The sequence below is a fragment of the Sphingomonas sp. SORGH_AS_0870 genome (assembly GCF_031453175.1).
Lineage (GTDB): Bacteria > Pseudomonadota > Alphaproteobacteria > Sphingomonadales > Sphingomonadaceae > Sphingomonas.
The window spans coordinates 32,501-50,944 of record NZ_JAVIYW010000002.1; the positions used below are offsets into that span (position 1 = coordinate 32,501).

General features: G+C 67.7%; 18 protein-coding genes and 1 pseudogene (1 of these 19 running past the window's edge). 8 read left to right on the forward strand and 11 right to left on the reverse strand.

The window, feature by feature from the left end; translation table 11 throughout:
- Positions 1-1,259: the 5' portion of an aldehyde dehydrogenase (NADP(+)) gene (locus tag QE363_RS00535; RefSeq protein ID WP_309690700.1), read on the reverse strand. It extends 265 nt beyond the left edge of the window; only the first 1,259 of its 1,524 coding nucleotides appear in the window; its start codon is at positions 1,257-1,259; its stop codon lies off the left edge, out of view.
- Between the two features lie 107 nt (positions 1,260-1,366).
- Between QE363_RS00535 and QE363_RS00540 the strand changes: the two genes are divergently transcribed.
- Positions 1,367-2,158, forward strand: coding sequence for a FadR/GntR family transcriptional regulator (locus tag QE363_RS00540; protein ID WP_309690701.1), 792 nt, complete (start codon positions 1,367-1,369; stop codon positions 2,156-2,158).
- 58 nt (positions 2,159-2,216) lie between these two features.
- Here QE363_RS00540 and QE363_RS00545 read toward each other — a convergent pair whose 3' ends face one another.
- From QE363_RS00545 to QE363_RS00555, 3 genes are read right to left on the reverse strand one after another with little or no spacing between them, the layout of a single operon-like run.
- Positions 2,217-3,080 carry an SMP-30/gluconolactonase/LRE family protein gene (locus QE363_RS00545; protein WP_309690703.1) on the reverse strand — a complete coding sequence of 288 codons (864 nt, stop codon included), beginning with the start codon at positions 3,078-3,080 and terminating at the stop codon, positions 2,217-2,219.
- 29 nt (positions 3,081-3,109) lie between these two features.
- Entirely contained in the window at positions 3,110-3,895 is a 786-nt protein-coding gene (locus QE363_RS00550; RefSeq protein ID WP_309690705.1) for an SDR family oxidoreductase, read from the reverse strand.
- 14 nt (positions 3,896-3,909) lie between these two features.
- Positions 3,910-5,055, reverse strand: coding sequence for a fumarylacetoacetate hydrolase family protein (locus tag QE363_RS00555; RefSeq protein ID WP_309690707.1), 1,146 nt, complete (start codon positions 5,053-5,055; stop codon positions 3,910-3,912).
- A gap of 185 nt (positions 5,056-5,240) precedes the next feature.
- Here QE363_RS00555 and QE363_RS00560 point away from each other — a divergent pair, with 185 nt between their 5' ends.
- A complete protein-coding gene (locus QE363_RS00560) occupies positions 5,241-5,615 on the forward strand; it encodes a hypothetical protein (protein WP_309690709.1) in 375 nt (124 codons plus the stop codon).
- Positions 5,616-5,691: 76 nt separating this feature from the next.
- Here QE363_RS00560 and QE363_RS00565 read toward each other — a convergent pair whose 3' ends face one another.
- Complete coding sequence (locus tag QE363_RS00565) at positions 5,692-7,482, reverse strand: IlvD/Edd family dehydratase (protein ID WP_309690711.1); 1,791 nt, start codon at positions 7,480-7,482, stop codon at positions 5,692-5,694.
- Positions 7,483-7,495: 13 nt separating this feature from the next.
- Positions 7,496-8,590, reverse strand: a complete 1,095-nt coding sequence (locus tag QE363_RS00570) for an aldose epimerase family protein (protein WP_309690713.1) — start codon at positions 8,588-8,590, stop codon at positions 7,496-7,498.
- Between the two features lie 182 nt (positions 8,591-8,772).
- Between QE363_RS00570 and QE363_RS00575 the strand changes: the two genes are divergently transcribed.
- Entirely contained in the window at positions 8,773-10,077 is a 1,305-nt protein-coding gene (locus QE363_RS00575) for a sugar MFS transporter (RefSeq protein ID WP_307101306.1), read from the forward strand.
- Positions 10,078-10,214: 137 nt separating this feature from the next.
- Positions 10,215-10,823, forward strand: a complete 609-nt coding sequence (locus QE363_RS00580) for a DUF1826 domain-containing protein (protein WP_309690717.1) — start codon at positions 10,215-10,217, stop codon at positions 10,821-10,823.
- A 267-nt stretch (positions 10,824-11,090) separates the two neighbouring features.
- Here the strand turns inward: QE363_RS00580 and QE363_RS00585 are convergent, their stop codons facing one another.
- From QE363_RS00585 to QE363_RS00605, 5 genes and pseudogenes are all read right to left on the reverse strand, one after another.
- Positions 11,091-12,407: a copper resistance protein B gene (locus QE363_RS00585; protein ID WP_309690719.1), complete on the reverse strand. Its 1,317-nt coding sequence runs from the start codon at positions 12,405-12,407 to the stop codon at positions 11,091-11,093.
- Positions 12,404-14,178: pseudogene (locus tag QE363_RS00590) on the reverse strand (copper resistance system multicopper oxidase). Before QE363_RS00590 ends, QE363_RS00585 begins: the two are co-directional and overlap by 4 nt.
- Positions 14,179-14,210: 32 nt before the next feature.
- Positions 14,211-14,771 (reverse strand): RNA polymerase sigma factor, encoded by a 561-nt coding sequence (locus QE363_RS00595; RefSeq protein ID WP_309690721.1) that lies wholly within the window; start codon positions 14,769-14,771, stop codon positions 14,211-14,213.
- Entirely contained in the window at positions 14,768-15,199 is a 432-nt protein-coding gene (locus QE363_RS00600) for a periplasmic heavy metal sensor (RefSeq protein WP_309690723.1), read from the reverse strand. The genes QE363_RS00595 and QE363_RS00600 overlap by 4 nt, the downstream gene beginning before the upstream one ends.
- An 8-nt stretch (positions 15,200-15,207) precedes the next feature.
- Positions 15,208-15,495 carry a hypothetical protein gene (locus QE363_RS00605; protein WP_309690725.1) on the reverse strand — a complete coding sequence of 96 codons (288 nt, stop codon included), beginning with the start codon at positions 15,493-15,495 and terminating at the stop codon, positions 15,208-15,210.
- Between the two features lie 528 nt (positions 15,496-16,023).
- Here QE363_RS00605 and QE363_RS00610 point away from each other — a divergent pair.
- From QE363_RS00610 to QE363_RS00625, 4 genes are all read left to right on the forward strand, one after another.
- On the forward strand, positions 16,024-16,542 hold the full coding sequence (locus QE363_RS00610; RefSeq protein WP_309690727.1) for a hypothetical protein: 519 nt from the start codon (positions 16,024-16,026) through the stop codon (positions 16,540-16,542).
- Position 16,543: 1 nt separating this feature from the next.
- Complete coding sequence (locus QE363_RS00615; RefSeq protein ID WP_309690729.1) at positions 16,544-17,185, forward strand: hypothetical protein; 642 nt, start codon at positions 16,544-16,546, stop codon at positions 17,183-17,185.
- Positions 17,182-17,580 (forward strand): hypothetical protein, encoded by a 399-nt coding sequence (locus QE363_RS00620; protein ID WP_309690731.1) that lies wholly within the window; start codon positions 17,182-17,184, stop codon positions 17,578-17,580. The genes QE363_RS00615 and QE363_RS00620 overlap by 4 nt, the downstream gene beginning before the upstream one ends.
- 69 nt (positions 17,581-17,649) lie before the next feature.
- Positions 17,650-18,150, forward strand: a complete 501-nt coding sequence (locus QE363_RS00625; protein WP_309690733.1) for a hypothetical protein — start codon at positions 17,650-17,652, stop codon at positions 18,148-18,150.
- The last annotated feature ends 294 nt before the right edge of the window (positions 18,151-18,444 follow it).

The following is an 18,444-nucleotide window of genomic DNA, read 5'->3' on the forward strand; positions in this document are numbered from 1 at the left end:
CGCGCGGCCATATCGGTATCGCCCTCGTCCATCTGGATCGTCGCGGTCAGCTGGCCCTCGGCGGCCTTGAGCACCGCGATCAGCTCGGCCTCGTCGCGGCAGCGGACCAGGATCGACGACGCGCCGAACACCTCATGACCCAGCGCCTCGTCGGCGAGGAACGCCTCGGCCGTGGTCTGGAAGAAGGCGGCGCGACCGGCGGTGACGCCCTCGCCCACCTTTCCTTGCGCAACCGTCTCGACCTTGTCGTGGCTCGCCAGCGACTCCGACGCCTTGGTATAGGCGGCGTGGATGCCGGGCGTCAGCATGGTCTGCGCCGCCGCCTCGGTCAGCGCGGTGCGCGCCGCCTCGACAAAGCCGTCCAGCCCCTCGCCCTCGATCGCCAGCAACAGACCCGGATTGGTGCAGAACTGGCCCGCGCCCATGGTCAGCGAGCCGACAAAGGCGGTGCCCAGCGCCGCGCCGCGCGCCTTCAGCGCCTCGGGCATCAGCACGACCGGGTTGATGCTCGACATCTCGGCATAGACGGGGATCGGGATCGGCCGCTCCTGCGCGATCTTCAGCAGCGCCAGGCCACCCGCGCGCGAGCCGGTGAAGCCGACCGCGGCGATGCGCGGATCACGGACCAGCGCGCCGCCCAGTTCGTTGCTGGGGCCGGTCAGATGACCGAACACGCCCTTGGGCAGACCGCAGGCCTCGACCGCGCGTTCGATCGCGGCGGCGACCAGCGCGCCGGTCTGCGGATGGGCAGGATGGCCCTTGACGATCACCGGGCAACCGGCGGCCAGCGCCGAGGCGGTGTCGCCACCGGCGGTCGAGAAGGCGAGCGGGAAGTTGGACGCGCCGAACACCGCGACCGGGCCCAGCGGCACCATGCGCAGGCGCAGATCGGGGCGCGGCAGCGGCTGGCGGTCGGGCAGGGCGGGGTCGACACGGACCTGGAGATAGGCCCCGGCGCGCAGCACCTTGGCGAACAGGCCGAGCTGGCCGACCGTGCGACCGCGCTCGCCCTCCAGACGCGCGCGCGGCAGACCGCTTTCGCGCATCGCCGCCTGGATCAGATCGTCGCCAATGGCCATGATCTCGGCACCGATCCTGTCGAGGAACACGGCGCGCTCCTCGCGGCTGGTGGCGCGATAGACGTCGAACGCCTCCTCTGCTGCGGTACAGGCCGCATCGACATCGGCCGGTCCGTGCACCGCAAAGGCGTCGCCCACCGGCTGTCCGGTGGCGGCGTCGATCGAGCGGAAATCGGTCATAGGGGAAGCTCCTTTATATTACTCCGACATATTCGTTTGACGGAGCGATGGCAATGTTAAAGGTAATGCGCGAGGATAGGGGCGGAGAGGTACGATCGATGGATGACATGATGACGAACGGGGACGCCGCGCCCGAACCCCTGGTCGATTCCCCGGTCGAGTCCCCGGCCGATTCCGAGGTTCCCGCACCCAAGACCCGGCGCGGCACCGGCCGCCGTCTGCACGGCGCGATCGCGCACAAGCTGGGCGCGGCGATCGTGTCGGGCGAATATCGCCCCGGCGACACGCTGTCGGGGGAGGTCGCCTTTTCCGAGGCGCTCGACGTGTCGCGCAGCGCCTATCGCGAGGCGGTGCAGGTGCTGAGCGCCAAGGGGCTGGTCGAAAGCCGCCCCAAGACGGGCACCCGCGTCCTGCCGCGCAACCGCTGGAACCTGCTCGACCCCGATGTGCTCGCCTGGGCCTTTTCGGGCGAACCCGACATCCAGTTCGTGCGCAGCCTGTTCGAGCTGCGGTCGATCGTCGAGCCCGCCGCCGCGCGGCTGGCGGCCGAACGACGCGACAAGGCCGACCTGAAGGAGATGCGCGACGCGCTGGCCGCGATGCGCCGCCACACGCTGGCGACCGAGGCGGGGCGCACGGCGGACCGCGAATTCCACAACGCGGTGCTGGCCGCGACCCGCAACGACGCGCTGGTCGTGCTGACCGCCAGCATCGGCGCGGCGGTCGCCTGGACCACCCAGTTCAAGCAGCGGTCGCGCGCGCTGCCCCGCAATCCGGTGCCCGACCATGTGAAGGTCTATGACGCGATCGCTGCGGGCGATGTCGAGGGCGCAGGAGAGGCCATGCGGCTGCTCGTCGATCTGGCGCTGGAGGATACCCGCAGCGCGATGGAAGGATAAGAAGGCCCGCCCCCGTTCAGGAGCGGGCCACCCGAGACGCCGGGTTCGAAGATGGAGGTCAGAAGGCCGCGCGGTGGAGCGGCTTGGCCGGGATCGCGACCCGGAAGGTGAAGATGTCGCCCGCCTGGACCTGCTCGGCGAGTTGCTCGTCCGACAGGCCCTGGCGCGCGGTGGTGGCATAGGCGGTGCGGCCGTCGGGGCCGCCCAGTGCGATCTTGGTGATGTTGGACACGGGAAAGCGCACCTCGTCGGTCATCACCCCGTCGGGGCCGTAACGCCGCGCCGCCCAGCCGCCATAGAAGCCGACCCACACCCCGCCCTCGGCATCGCAGATCGCGCCGTCGGGATGACCGTCCGCATCGCCGAAGCGCGCGAACTCGGTCGCGGGGCCGAGGGTGCCGTCGGCCAGGATCGCATGTGCCAGGATGACCTTGCCCAGCGTGTCGACATGATAGAGCGTCGAGTCGTCGGGCGAGATGGCGGGACCGTTGGTGATGCACACCGCATCGGCGCTGGACGGCGAGACCAGTCCCGCGACCCAGCTGAACAGGCGGCCCGACAGCGCGGTTTCGTCATTGTCCATCGTGCCGAACCAGATCCGCCCCTGCCCGTCGACGCACGCATCGTTCAGGCGGTTGGCGGGGAGATGCGTATCGACCTCGGCCATACGCTCGAACCCGCCGGTCGCGGGATCGAAGTGATGCGGACCCGACTTCAGCCCGGCGACGAATCCGCCGCGCTGCGCCGGCACCACCCAGCCGACCATTTCGGGCGAGTCCCAGTGGTCGAGCGTGCCCGCCACCGGATCATGGGCATAGATGCGCTGCTGCTTGATATCGACGAACCACAGCAGGCCGTCGACCCAGATCGGGCCCTCACCCAGCGTCGCACCCACGGTCAGGCAATGTTCGGCCTGCTGCATCACTCTCTCCTATGCTCTCGCCCGGTCTGTCAGCGCCAACCGGCGTCGATGAAATAGTCGTGGCCGGTGCACATCCTGGCATCGTCCGAGGCCAGGAACAGCACCAGCGCCGCGACATCGGCGGGCTGGATGCGCCCGTCGAGGCACTGGGCCGCGACGATCTCCGCCTCGCCTTCGGGCGTGTACCATTTTTCCTGGCGCGGCGTCTGGACGTTGCCCGGCACGATGGTGTTCACACGGATATTGTCGCGGCCCAGGTCGCGCGCCAAGCTGCGGGTCAGGCCCTCGATCGCGGCCTTGCACGTCTGGTAGAGGACGAGGTCGTTCAGACCCAGGTGCCAGCTGATCGACCCGAAGTTCAGGATCGCGCCGCCACCGGCGCGCTTCATCGCGGGGATCACCGCCTGCGCGGCAAAGAACTGGTGCCGCAGATTGACGTTCAGCCGCTCGTCCCAATAGGCCGGGGTCACGTCCGCGATGCTGTGGCGGTCGTCATTGCCCGCATTGTTGACCAGGATGTCGACCCCGCCCAGCGCCTCTTCCAGCTCGGCGAAGATCGTCTTGAGATGGTCGAGATCGGTCAGGTCGCAGCGGCGATGGATCGGCGCATGGCGGGCATCGCCCGACAGCCGCTCGACCAGCGCCCGGCTCGCCTCCTCGGCGATGTCGACGAACGCGACGCGCGCGCCCTGCGCGACGAACGCCTCGACCAGCCCCTCGCCGATCCCCGAGCCGCCGCCGGTCACGATCACCCGCTTGTCGGTCAGGCTGGGATAGCGCGCGACCAGATCGGCGGCGCTGGTCTTCTGCAACATGTCTTGAGTCTCCGTCACAACAGGCCACGCTTGGCCAGGTTGCGCATCAGGTCGCCCAGACCGAAGGTCCAGGCCGGGGCGTCGGCGCTGGTCATCACCGGGTTGACCAGCGTGCCCAGACGCGGGTTGGCGATGACGACGGTGTCGCCGACCTTGTGGGTGAAGCCGCGACCGGGCTCGTCACGGTCCTGGGTCGGCGCGAACAGCGTGCCGAGGAACAGGACGAGGCCGTCCGGATAATGATGCTCGCTGAGCGCCTGGCCCAGCAGGTCCTCGGGATCGCGGCTGATCTGGTCCATCGAGCTGGCGCCTTCCAGCACATAGCCGTCGGCGCCGGTGATGGTCAGCTTGACCTCGCTCGACCGGACATCGTCCATGGTGAAGCCGTCGTCGAACAGCCGGACGAGCGGCCCGAGCGAGCAGGAGGCGTTATTGTCCTTCGCCTTGCCCAGCAGCAGCGCCGAGCGCCCCTCGAAATCGCGCAGGTTGACGTCGTTGCCCAGCGTCGCGCCGACCGCCTTGCCATGCGCGTCGGCGACCAGCACCACCTCGGGCTCCGGGTTGTTCCAGGTCGAATCGGAACGGACCCCGACCGGCATGCCCCAGCCCACGGTCGACAGCACCGGCGACTTGGTGAAGATCTCGGCATCCGGGCCGATCGCGACCTCCAGATATTGCGACCACAGCCCCTCGGCGATCAGCGCGTCCTTCAGTTGCGCGGCCTCGGGCGAGCCCGGCACCACCGAGCGGATATTGCCGCCCAGCGCCTGTTCCAGCGTGGCGCGCAGCCCCGCCGCCTTGGCATGGTCGCCGCGCGCGCGCTCCTCGATCACCCGCTCCAGCGCCGACACGGCGAAGGTCACACCCGCCGCCTTCACGCATTGCAGGTCGATCGGCGAGAGCAGGCGATTGGCCGCGCCTTGCTCGGGGGACAGGTTCAGGTCGCCCAGATCGCCCAGCGATTCCCCCTGCCCGGCCTCGATCGTACCGGCCGCGATCAGCGCCGAAACGGTCGGGGCGACGCGGCTCATGTCGAAAACTTCCCCGCCCTGCACCAAAATAGGACATGGCCCCTCGCCGCGATCGATACGGCCGACGAAACGGCCCGTCCGCCAATCCTCGGGCAGGGCATCGATCAGAGGAGTGGAATTGCTTGCCATGTCTTACTCTCCGCGATTTTTGTTAGCGGTATCGAGTGCCGCCCGGTTCAGGTCAAGAGGCGCTCGCCGTCGTCCAGCCGTCATCGCCATAGCGACATTTGGGTCATTCCCAATGGGTCCATTTTGGTTTTAACCACTTGGACAGCGACGCCATGCCATCTGGTGCCGGAGGGGGGAACAGGACCATGCGAATCGACGACCCCGGATTCTCCGTCTGGCTGGACGACCGCTTCATCATTCAGGTCCGGACGCGAACCGCGTGGACCATCGAGATCGCCGACCGTTACTGGGCCTGCTTCCAGCCCTTCCTCGACGCATCGCGCGCGCAGTGGGGCCATGCCAGGGTGCTGGTCGATCGACGCGGCACCCCCATCATGCCGATCACGATGGTCCAGGTGATGCGCGACGGCATCATGGCATTCTATCGGCCCGGCGACCGGCTGGCGCTGGTCGTCGATTCCAGCCCCCTGAAGATGCAGGTCCGGCAGAATTACCAGTTGCCCAATATCGACGCCTTCCTGTCCTACGACGCCGCCCTGGCCTGGCTCGAGAACAGCTAGACGAAAGGGTCGGTCCCCCGCCGGGCGGCCGGACGGGATGGACCCGCCCGGCCTGACCGTTCCGGCCAGTACCCGATCAGTGGTTGTCGCGCGGCAGGCCCTGGGTCTGGGCGATGCGCTGATACTTCTCGGCCCCCTCCAGGATCGCGCCGGTCGACATCTGGCCGACCACCGAACGCTGGATTTCCTGCCACGGGGTCTGCGAAGCGGGATATTTATACCCGCCCGCCGCCGCGAGGGTCTTGCGACGCTCGGCCAGTTCCTCGTCGGAGATGAGGATGTTGGCGGTGCCCTTGTTCAGGTCGATGCGCACCCGGTCGCCGGTCTCGATCAGCGCAAGGCCGCCCATCGCCGCCGCTTCCGGGCTGGCGTTCAGGATCGAGGGCGAACCCGAGGTGCCCGACTGACGCCCGTCGCCGATGCAGGGCAGCGAGTGCACGCCCTCGGTGATCAGATAGGCGGGCGGGCGCATGTTGACGACTTCCGCCGCGCCCGGATAGCCGATCGGCCCCGCGCCGCGCATGAACAGCAGCGTCTGCGGCGTGATGCCGGTCGCGGGATCGTCGATCCGGTGGTGATAATCCTCCGGCCCGTCGAACACGACCGCCGGGCCTTCAAAGGCATCGGGATCGTCGGGGTTGGACAGATAACGCTCGCGGAATTCCTCCGAGATCACGCTGGTCTTCATCACGGCGGCGTCGAACAGATTGCCCGACAGGACGATGAAGCCCGCCTCTTCCTTCAGCGGCTGAGCGAAGGGGCGGATGACCTTCTCGTCCTCGATCGCGACGCCCCGGCAATTCTCGCCCATGGTCTTGCCATTGACGGTCATCGCGCCCTCGTGGATCAGCCCCTGCTCGATCAGCTGGTTGACCACGGCGGGCACGCCGCCCGCGCGGTAATAATCCTCGCCCAGATATTCGCCCGCCGGTTGCAGGTTCACCAGCAGCGGGATCTTGTGCCCCTCGGTCTCCCAGTCCTGCACGGGCAGGTCGACGCCGATATGGCGCGCGATGGCGGCCAGGTGGATCGGCGCGTTGGTCGAGCCGCCGATCGCCGAGTTCACCTTGATCGCGTTATGGAACGCTTCCTTGGTCAGGATGTCGGAGGGCTTGAGGTCCTCGTTCACCATCTCGACGATGCGCTTGCCGGTCAGATACGCGACTTCCTGGCGATCGCGATAGGGCGCGGGGATCGCGGCCGAGCCGGGCAGCGACATGCCCAGCGCCTCGGCCAGCGAGTTCATCGTGGTCGCGGTGCCCATGGTGTTGCAATAGCCGGTCGACGGCGCCGACGAGGCGACCAGGCGGATGAACTCCGCATCGTCGATCTCGCCCGCCGCCAGCATCTGGCGCGCCTTCCAGACGATGGTTCCCGAGCCGGTCCGCTCGCCCTTGTGCCAGCCGTTGAGCATCGGCCCGACCGACAGCGCGATCGACGGGATGTTGACGGTGGCGGCGGCCATCAGCGCGGCCGGGGTCGTCTTGTCGCACCCGATGGTCAGCACGACGGCGTCGAGCGGATAGCCGTACAGCACCTCGACCAGCCCCAGATAGGCCAGGTTGCGGTCGAGGCCCGCGGTCGGACGCTTGCCGGTTTCCTGGATCGGGTGGACCGGGAATTCCAGGACGATGCCGCCCGCCTCGCGCACGCCCTCGCGCACCCGCTCGGCCAGCACCAGATGATGGCGGTTGCAGGGCGACAGGTCCGAGCCGGTCTGCGCGATGCCGATGATCGGCTTGCCCGACTGAAGCTCCTCCAGCGACAGGCCGAAGTTCAGATACCGCTCCAGATAGAGCGCGGTCATGTCGATATTCTCGGGATTGTCGAACCAGGCGCGGCTGCGCAGTTTGGGCGTGTCGGTCATGTCAGGCTTTCGGTCAGCGAACGGTGGAGAAGCGGTAGATCATGGTATGCCGGTAGGGCTTGCCGGGATCGACGCGCGGCGAGACGAAATCGGGCTTGTTGGGCGAATCGGGGAATTTCTGCGGCTCGAGCGCGATGCCGTCGCCCATGCGGTACAGATGGCCCTTCTTGCCGACATAGGTGCCGTCGAGGAAATTGCCTGTGTAAAATTGCACGCCCGGTTCGGTCGACAGCACCTCGAGCACGCGGCCCGAGGCGGGGTCCTCCAGCCGGGCCGCCAGCTGCGGCGTCGCGGTCAGCCCCTTGTCGAGCGCGAAATTATGGTCGTAGCCCTGGCCATAGCGGATCTGCTGGTCGTTGCCGTCGCGAATGCCGTCGGCGACCACGCGCGGGCTGCGGAAGTCGAAGACGGTGCCCGCGACCGGACGACGCTCGCCGGTCGGGATCAGCTTGGCGTCGACCGGGGTATAGGTCGTCGCCGGGATGGTCAGCTTGTGGAAGGTCGCACCCAAAGGCGAGCCTTCGCCGTTCAGGTTGAAGATCGCGTGGTTCGTCATGTTGACGATGGTCGGCTTGTCGGTCTTCGCCTCGAACGCGATGGTCAGCGCCCCCGCCTCGTCGAGCGAATAGGTGACGGTCGCATCGACCTTGCCCGGATAGCCCTGGTCGCCATCGGGGCTGGTCAGCGCCATGACGACGCTGGCGGTCGGGCCGTCCTTCATCGAGACGATGCGCCACAGATGCTTGTCGAAGCCCTTGGTCCCGCCGTGCAGCGAATTGACCTTGTCGTTCAGTGTCAACTGATAGGGACGCCCGTCGAGCGTGAAGCGCCCGCCGCCGATCCGGTTGGCGAAGCGGCCGACCGTCACCCCGAAGAAATTGGGATGGTTCACATAATCATCGGCCTTGTCATAGCCGAGCAGGACGTCGGCCAGCTTGCCGTCGCGATCGGGCGCCATGACCGACTGCAACGTGGCGCCATAGGTCAGGACGCGCGCGGACAGCCCGGCCTTGTTGGTCAGGGTCACCGCCTCGATCGCGGCACCATCGGCCAGTTGCCCGGCGGGGGCGCGTTTCGCCTCGCCCGCCAGGGCCGCAGTCGAACTCATTACGGACGTTACCGCTACCAACGTGAAAAAGGTCTTGATTGACGCCCTCGACATGCCTCACCCTTTCGTCGCCAGACGCCATTGACGCGCCTTTTGCGTCACTATAGTCAGACAAAATATCAGGAGCAAGCCGGTCTGCGAACAGTTTTTCGCGAGATTACCGGTCCGAAGGAGAGGATTGCATGGCCGCACCCGTCGTTTCCCGCGCCAACGGCGCGTCGCCAGCCGCGGGAGGGGGCAGATACGGCTCCGCACTGGCGCTGCTGGCCAGCCTGTTCTTCATGTGGGGCTTCATCACGGTCATCAACGGGACGCTGCTGCCGCACCTGCGCAGCGTGTTCGAGCTGAGCTATTTCCAGGCGTCGCTGATCGAGAGCGTCTGGTTCATCGCCTATTTCTTCGCCTCCATCCCCTCGGCCAAGCTGATCGAGCGGATCGGATACCAGAAGTCGCTGGTGACGGGCCTGCTCATCATGGCGGCGGGTGCGGTCGGCATGATGCTGGCGGCGTCGCTGCCCTCTTATGGCGTCACGCTGCTGATGCTGTTCGTGATCGCCAGCGGCATCACCCTGCTCCAGGTCGCGGCCAACCCCTATGTCGCGGTGCTGGGCCCGGCGGACACGGCGTCGTCGCGCCTCAATCTCGTCCAGGCGATGAACTCGATGGGCACGATGCTGGCCCCGCTGTTCGGCGCCTATCTGATCCTCGGCCGGTCCAAGGGCGGCACGGCGCAGGCCGGTGAGGCGCTGACCCAGGCCGAGCGCCTGGCCGATGCGCATGCGGTGGTCCTGCCCTATGGCCTGGTCGCGATCGTTCTGGTCGTCCTGGCGCTCGTCATCGCGCGCTTCCCGCTGCCCGCCATGGGTTCGGCGACCAGCCGGATCGCCAAGGAGGAGCGCAAGAACCATTCGCTGTGGAAGCATCGCAACCTGGTGTTCGGCATCGGCGCGATCTTCATCTACCTGATCGCCGAGATCGGCGTGGGCAACCTGTTCGTCAACTTCGTCAGCCGCCCCGACATCGGCAACATGACCACCGAGGCGGCGGGCCGTTACCTGACGCTGCTGTGGGGCGGGATGATGGTCGGGCGCTTCGTCGGCTCGGCGATCATGCAGAAGGTGCCGGCGGGTGCGGTGCTGGCGGTCTTCTCGATCGGCGCGTTCCTGACCATGCTGGTCACCGTGTTCGCCGATGGTCACATCGCCATGTGGTCGCTGATCCTGGTCGGCCTGTTCCACTCGATCATGTTCCCGACCATCTTCACGCTGGGCATTCGCGGCCTCGGCCCGCTGACCGAGGAGGGCTCGGGCCTGCTGATCATGGCGATCGCGGGCGGCGCGCTGGTCGCGGTGCATGGCTGGCTGGCCGATCATTACGGGTTGCAGCAGTCGTTCCTGCTGACCGCGGTGTGCGAGCTCTACATCCTGTTCTACGCGGTCTGGGGTTCGAAGCCGACCAACGCCTTCCCCGACGAGGACGCGGGCTGATACCGGACGATCCTCGTTCGAAAACAGGGGGCGGTGCCGCAGGGTGCCGCCCCCTTCTGCTTTGGAGCGGCGGCATCTTTCGCCAATGGATACGGCGTGGTACGATACATCATACCATTCAGCCGAGGATCCTGCCCTTGTCCCCTTCCCTCGACCTGCTCCACGCCGCACCCCTCGCCCTCCCCGATCATGTCCGTCTGGGACGCGACTCCGGCGTGCTGGGCACGATCGACGATCCGGCGGTGACGCTGGCGATATGGGAACGCGCGTCGCCGCTGCCCCGGCCCGATCTGGCGGAGTTTCCGGCGCTACGCTTCGCGGCCGATGCCGGATCGGTCGCGGCGAAGGTGCGGGCCGCGCTGGCGGATGCGGTTCCACAGGACTGGCATGACGGGCTCGCCCGCGATGTCGAGACGCTGGCCCGGCTTTATGCCACGCTGACCGGCGAGGACCGGGTCGAGGTCCGTATCGAGCGGGTGACGGGCAATGGCTGCTGGAAATTCCATGCCGACTATGTCGCGCTGCGGATGATCACCACCTATTGCGGGCAGGCGACCCAGTGGCTGCCCCATGGCGCCGACCCACAGTCCCCGCCCCGCGCGCTGGCGCCGGGCGATGTCGGCCTGTTCAAGGGCCGCGAGCGCGCGGGCGACCGGGCGATCATCCACCGCTCCCCCCCGATCGCGGGCAGTGGCGAGGACCGGCTGTTGCTGGTCATCGATACCGAATGGCCCGACCGTGGCTGACCCTACGCCGGTCTGCCGCGACCAAGATGCCTTCTTACCTCTCCCCTCGCAGAGGGGAGAGGGTTGCGCAGACTTGGTCTTTGCGAAAGCAAAGGCTTAGTCGGAGCTGGGTGAGGGGTGGGCGCTCGCCTTGCGAGCGCGCGAGCCTTTGGGCTCGCTCAACCCCTCACCCAAGCTGCGCTAGCCAGCACGCTGGCAAGCTCCGCTAACCCTCTCCCCTGTCCAGGGGAGAGGGAAGAAGATGCAATCTTAAATGGCGATCCAGCCCTAAAACCAGCCACGGATGCCCAGCGCCAGCGCCGCGCCGCTGCCCCGGGCGGGGCCATAGCGGCGTTCCCAGTTCACCCCGACATAGGGGGCAAATTCGCGGGCGATCTCATAGCGCAGGCGCAGACCCAGCTCGATATCAGAGACGCCCGCCGCGATCCGCTGTTCGGGCACGTCCTGCGCGGCGAGATTGACCTCGACGCGCGGTTGCAGGATCGCCCGCTGGGTGATCCGCTGGTCCACCCAGGCCTCGGCGCGGGCCAGCACATCGCCCCTGTCCGACAGGAACAAGGCGCCCTCGACATCGAACCAATAGGGGGCGAGCCCCTCGACCCCGACGACCGCATAGGTGCGCCGCACCCCGCTGCCGACATCCTGCCGCACGCCCGCCTGGAGGTTCCAATAGGGATCGATCGCGCGGGCATAGAGCGCCTGCACTTCCGCCGCGCCGACCCGGTCGCCAAAATCCCCCTCGCCTTCGCTCTTGACCACCAGCCGGTGGATGTCGCCGCCGAACCAGCCCTCCCCGTCCCAGCGATAGCCGTCGCGCCCGTCGCGGACCTGGACCTCGGCCAGGTTGAACAGGATCTGGTGAAAGGCCATGCCGCCATGCTCCGCCCGCATCCGGCGGTCGGCGGCGGCCATGACGGCGGGGTCGTAGAAGCGATCCGCCGCGCGCGTCCTCGGTGCGGGCGGCGGCGGGGCATGGCCCACCAATGCCGCCGGGGTGGCAGCGGGCTGGCAGTGGCCCATCGCGGCATGTTCAGGCGAACAGGCTTCCGTCCCCATCGCCATGCCCGGCATCGCGACGGGATCAGCGGCGCGGGTCTCGGCCGCCGGTGCGGGTTTGCAATGGCCCATCGCGGCGTGTTCGGGTGGACAGGCCTCCGCCCCCATCGCCATGCCCGGCATCGCGGCGGAATCGGCTGCGCGGGTTTCGGCCGCCGGTGCGGGTTTGCAATGGCCCATCGCAGCGTGCTCGGGCGAACAGGCCACCGCCCCCATCGCCATGCCGGGCATCGCGGCGGGATCGGCCGCACTTGCTTCCATGGCCGGAGTCGCCTGGCAATGGCCCATCGCCGCATGCTCGGGGGCGCAGGCCAAAGCCGCCGCCTTATGCTCCATGGCATGATGCGCCATTCCGGCCTGGCCCAGCGCGGCGTGCGGAGCGCGAGTGGCCTTTTTCCGGGGCCTGGCCTTGCCCGGCTTGCGGAGCGCGGCGGGCTTCGGGTCGGCCATCGGCATCGTCATGCCGGGCATCGCCATGCCCTGATGCTGCATCATCGGATCGGCGAGCAGAAGCGACAGCAGGATCATGCCGCATCTCCCTTCGTCGCCGGATCGGGTCGGACGGTCACCACCTGCATCATGCCCGCATGCATGTGATAGAGGAGGTGACAGTGGAACGCCCAGTCCCCCTCGGCATCGGCGGTCAGGTCGAAGGTCGCGGTGCCCCCCGGCGCGACATTGACCGTATGCTTGCGCGGGGCATGATCGCCATGCCCGGTCACCAACTCGAAGAAATGGCCGTGCAGATGGATCGGGTGCGCCATCATCGTGTCGTTGACCAGCGTGACCCGCACCCGCTCGTTCAGGCGAAAGGGAATGGGCGCGGTCACGGCGTTCAGCTTCACCCCGTCGAACGCCCACATATAGCGCTCCATATTGCCGGTCAGATGGATGGTCAGCGCGCGCGAGGGCGTGCGGCGATCGGGATTGGGCCGGGTGCTCGCCAGGTCGCGATAGGTCAGCACCCGGTGCCCGGCATCGGCCAGCCCCTGTGGCGGCTCGCCGGTGCGGTCGACCGGCATCGGCGAAACCGTCTGGACGACCGGCGTGCGCGGCAGGCCGGGCGCGTTGGCGAAGTCGCGCATGCCGTGCTTCATCGCACCATGATCCATGGCGCCCCCCCGCCGGGCTGGCAATGTCCCATCGCGGCATGTTCGGGCGAGCAGGCAGCGGCGCCCTGGTCCATCCCGCCCATCCCCATATCCTTCATCGTCGCCAGCGGCCGGGGGCGCAGCGGCGGCACCGGCGCGACCATGCCGATCCGCGGCGCCAGCGTGGCCCGCGCCATGCCCGACCGATCCCAGGTCTCGGCGACCAGCGTATAGGCACGGTCCTCCACCGGGGTGACGATCACGTCATAGGTCTCGGCGACCGCGATCTGGAGCTCGTCGACCGCGACCGGCCGCACATCCTGCCCGTCCGCCTGCACGACGGTCATCGCCAGCCCCGGAAGCCGTATGTTGAAGATCGTCATCGCCGACGCATTGACCAGCCGCAGCCGCACCCGCTCGCCGACCGCGAACAGCCCGGTCCAATTGTCCGCCGGGCCATGGCCGTTGACCAGATAGCGATAGGTCGAGCCGGTCACGTCCGACACGTCGCTGGGGTCCATCCGCATCGCGCCCCAGCGCAGCCGCTCGGCCAGGGGCTGGTCGCGCCCCGCCAGCAATCCGCCGATGGTCTGTTTCTGATAGTTGAAATACCCGCCCTGCAATTTCAGGCGGCGGAAGATCGCATGCGGATGCAGCGCGCTGTGATCGGACAGCAGGACGACATGCTCGCGCTCGGCAACGATCGGATCGGGTCCGGCGGGATCGATGACGATGGGGCCGTACAGCCCCTCCTGCTCCTGCAACCCCGAATGGCTGTGATACCAATAGGTCCCCGCCTGGACGACCGGAAACTCATAGGTGAAGCGCCCGCCCGCCGGAATGCCCGGAAAGCTGATCCCCGGCACCCCGTCCATCTGGAAGGGCAGGAGCAGCCCGTGCCAGTGGATCGAGCTTTCCTCGTCCAGCTGGTTGACGACGGTGATCCGCGCGCGCTGCCCCTCGCGCAGCCGGATCAGCGGCGCCGGGGCCGAGCCGTTGATGCCGATCGCGTGATAGGGCTTGCCGTCGATCATCATGTGCTGGCGCGCGATGGTCAGGGTGATGTCGGGGCCGCTCAGCTCGGGGCGTGCCATATCCAGGCCATGCGCATGGCTTTGCGCCCAGCCCGGCACCGCGACCAGCGCGCCCAGCCCCGCCGCCCCCGCCAGCAGATCGCGGCGGCGCATCATCGTCTTCGGATCGATCATGCCCCCTTATACGCAGGCCCGGCGTGCGCCCCTCACCCGGTCTTGTCGCGCAGTTCGGCACGGGCCCGGCGGATGCGCAGTTCGACCGCCTTCACGCTCAGCCCCAGCGCCTCGGCGGCCTCGGCCTGGCTCAGCCCCTCGATCGCGCACAGGATCAGCGGCGCGCGCAAGGCCTCGGGCAGCGTGTCCAGCGCGGCCAGCGTGCGCGCCAGCGAGTCGCGCTCGATCGCCGCCGCTTCGCCGCCGATCCGGTCGTCGGCCACCGCCTCGGCCGCCTCGACCGGCAGGAAACGCGCGATCATCGCGCGCACCCGCCGCCGCCGTGCCCAGTCGCGGCATTTGTTGAGCGCGATCCGGCTGAGCCAGGCGCGCAGGCTGCGCGTCGTATCGAACCGCGCCAGCGCGCCGTGGGCGGCGACGAAACTCTCCTGCACCAGGTCCAGCGCCTCCTCGGCGTCGCGGACATGCGCCAGGATCAGGCGATACAGCGCCGCCTTGTGCCGGGCGACGATCGCGGCATAGGCCTCGGGCCGACCGCCCCGCACCAGCGCGACCAGATCGCCGTCGGACAAGCCCGCATAATCGCGGCTCACCGCCCCGTATCGGTCAGCTTGGCGACCACCAGCCGATCGAAGGTCGCCGCCTGGTCGGGCCGCAGCACGCGGCGCATCGCAAAGACATGCGCCAGCGTCGCCTTTTGCAGGTCGCCCATGCTGTGATGCACCGCGTCGATCGCCTGGGTCACACGGGGACCGTCGCGATGCTCGGCCTCAATCGCCGCCGCCAGCCGGGCATTGTCGCCGCGCAGCCGGGCGTCGAGCGCGGCGCGCGTGGCGGCGAACTGCGTCTCCAGCCGGTCGAGCGCCACCGCCTGCGCCGGGTCGAGCGCGATTGTCTGATGGACGAGCGTATGGATGTCGCTCGCCTGTGGCTCGGTGGGCATCAGCAACCGGCATCCGATCGCCACCCCGGCCAGCGCGGCGACGAAGGCGATCACCATGGTCAGCACCGCCCGGCGCATCTCGCCCCTCACCGGCCCAGCAACAGCGTTGACGGCGCCAGGCCCCCGCCCAGCGCGACGACCGCCGCCCCGGGCCGCTCGCGCGCCTCGCTCCGCCCGGCCATCACGCCCCCGCCCGCCAGGCCCAGCACCATGGCGACAGCGGCCGCCAACGCCATGCCCCGCGCCGAGAGCGTTCCGACAGGGGCGGGCGCCGCCGCGATCGTCGCGGCGACCCGCTGCTCCATATCCGCAAGCGCGGCGGGCGGCATGCCCCGCGACAAGCGGGCGAGATCGTGGTCGATGGGATCGGTCATGACGGGACTATACGCGACAAAGCGCCAAACCCCTCATGGGGATAGGATCCGCCAAAAACGGCCAGCGGGCAGTCGATCCGCACAGCATAACAAAAACCCCGCTAAGCCGTTGGCCTAGCGGGGTTTTCGATGGTGGGCGTGGCAAGGATTGAACTTGCGACCCCTGCGATGTCAACGAAGATGGGACCGACTAAGTCGTTGATTTTGCGTTATCCGAGCACGCAAACGCGAAAGAACGCGACGAGAACAGGCCGTGAATGGCGGTTGCTTTCACGCAAAACACACGCAAGTCGTTTTTCGCGCCAATATCCTTTTGAGCCAGTGTTTTAGCCGCTCTCGCCTATTCAAGTGCGATAAGCCGGTCTGAGGCGATCTCGCGCGATGCCGACCTGATTGGCGATACCGCCAGGAAGGTCAAGAGCTAGGCAATTGAAGGGCGCAGCGAAGCTGCTGGCCGAACGAAAAAAGGCACGCGGCCTGATCCGGACCCGGGCCGGGCCGGTGATCCTCTCGCCGAAAGTACACAACATGTTGACCTCCCCGATCGAGCCGTCGCTCGATCCCTCGCTGCGCGTCCTGTCGCTGCCGCTCACCGCACTCTACGAAGCACCGGTGCCGATCGGCGCACTGGCCGGTCTGCCCGTCGGCATGCTCGACATCGCCTCGGCCAATCTCCTGATCGCCGCCACCCCCTGCGATCCGCCGCTGTTCGGCATGAAGATGGAGGATGCCTGCACCCGCTTCGGTCGCGATGTCATGCTGGTGCGGACCGGGCTGTTCCCGGAAACGATGAACCCGGTCACGGTCGATGTCGCGCTGGTCGGGCCGGACGGGCCCTTCACGATGACTGACCTCGTCTTCATGCGACGGCGTGACGACAGCCTGTGGCTGGTGCCGCAGCAGGCCGGCGCGTTCGTCGAGATCCGGGGCGATGGCCTGGCGCTGCAGACGACGCCGCCCTTCGTCACCTGGGACGAGCGCTGCGACGGGGTCTGCCGCGCCGCCGCCGAGATCGTGCGGATCGTGACCTACCGGCGGGGACGCTGACATGGCCGCGCGCAAACCCCGCAAGCTGCCGGTCAGGCCGACGCCGACCGACGCCGATCCGCAGAGCTGGCTCTATCTGAACCCGTCCGGGCCGTCCCCGGCGGGGACGGTCTTTGCCGTTCTGCGTCGGACCTATGCCGGTCGGGTCAACAGCGCACTGGAGTTCGGCTATCGCAAGGCGCATCTCGGCCCCGTCGTCACGGGCGCGGATCTCGCCGCATGGTCGCCCAACGTCGAGCGGGTCGAGGTGCTCCTCCCCGCAGGCGCCGACGACAGCCTCGCCGATCCGGCGACGCTGTTGGGGCAGATGGACGCACATGCCGTCGAGCGGGAGAAGGCGCTGCTGACCTATCTGACGCTACCGCTCGGCGACGTCGACCGGGTTCATGTCGGCTGGGAACGCGCCCGCGCCTTCCTCCACGATAGGTTCGCCCGGGATCGACAGCTTGCCTCCGTCCTGATCCTGCATGCGCCGGGGACGATCAACGCCGCCTTCCCACTCCATGCCCACGCCCTGATCGTGCCCAGGCGCCTAACCGGTTTCGGCATCCGCCAGGGCTTGTACGACGAGGACATGATTCACGATCGCGGACAGGCGATCGTCGAGGCGATGTGGGCCGATCATCTGGCGAGCTTCCGGTGACCGGCACACAGGACGAGGCCGGCGCGGTGCTGGTTGACCTCGCCGGTCGGATCATGCTGACCCATGGCATCGATCTCGCCCATGCCATGCGCCTGCTCGGCATCGTCCGCGCCGAAGCGGAGGACATGATCCACCTCGGTCGGTTGTGGTCGCCTTTGGACACCGCTCGGGTGGAGCGGCTGCGACTGTTCATCAACATCCTGATACGGCTGGAATGGCGGCTGAACCACGACAGCCGCGCGATCCGCCACGCGCTGGACCTGCCGCTCGATGCACTGGGTGGCGCAGCGCCTGCCGAACGGTTCGGCGGCAGCCTGGAGGACTTGCGCGAACTGCGCGGCGCGATCGACAGCGTCGCCGCGCCCACGATCAAATGGTGGCGAGTCGGTCACTGACCGCCCGCCTTGATGGGAAGGAGATGAAGGCGATCCCGGATTGCGGGACGAAAACAGGAGTAAGCGACCATGACCCACCACGACGACGCCATCCTCCGCGCCTACACCGTTGCGGCGACCCGGCTTCTGCTCGGCAACCGCAAGCTGAAAGACGGCGTCGTCGTCACGGGTGGCGAGGCGCTCGGCCAAGAAGAGCGCACCGAGATGGCACGGACAGCGGCCCTGTCCGGCACCGACGTCGTCGCGCTCGAGTTCGGGATCACCGCGGACGGTCGGTTCGGGCGGACCGGGATCACGGTCTACCTGCCGCGCGACGAGGGCTGCTATGTCCAGACCGACTGCCGCTTCTGGCTGAGCAAGGCGGGCAACCGCGCCGTGATCTTGCCTCGGTCAGGATCGCGTGGGCATTTCCGCATGTCGCCGCGTGAGTTGATCCACGTCGACGGCAAGCCGGCGGAGGACGCGGTCGACGGCATCGCGCGGGCGGATGCCTGGCTGGCGCGTCGGATGGGGGCGAAGTTCGCGGAGGCCGCAGACGCAAACTTCTTCAGTGTGCACGAATTTGCGTGATCAGATCACTTTCTAGAAAAGTCATTTGCGGATGGCAGGTGTACGCTTCAGTACAAGGAAGCGCTAAGTTCAAAGCCTGGCGCTCGCGATCCTCAGTCGAATCCAGGCTGTAAAGTTCGGTGGAAACTGCAATGTCTGGTTTGAAAAAAACTTCCGAAGCAAGCAATCATTCAAAATACTACCTTGAAATGACGCCTGCGCATCTCAATACTGATCATTGCGAGACGCGATCGGCATTTTCGAAGGCGGCCATTGTGTTTTTCCTTAACGTGAGCCACGCAACTGCTATTCAAG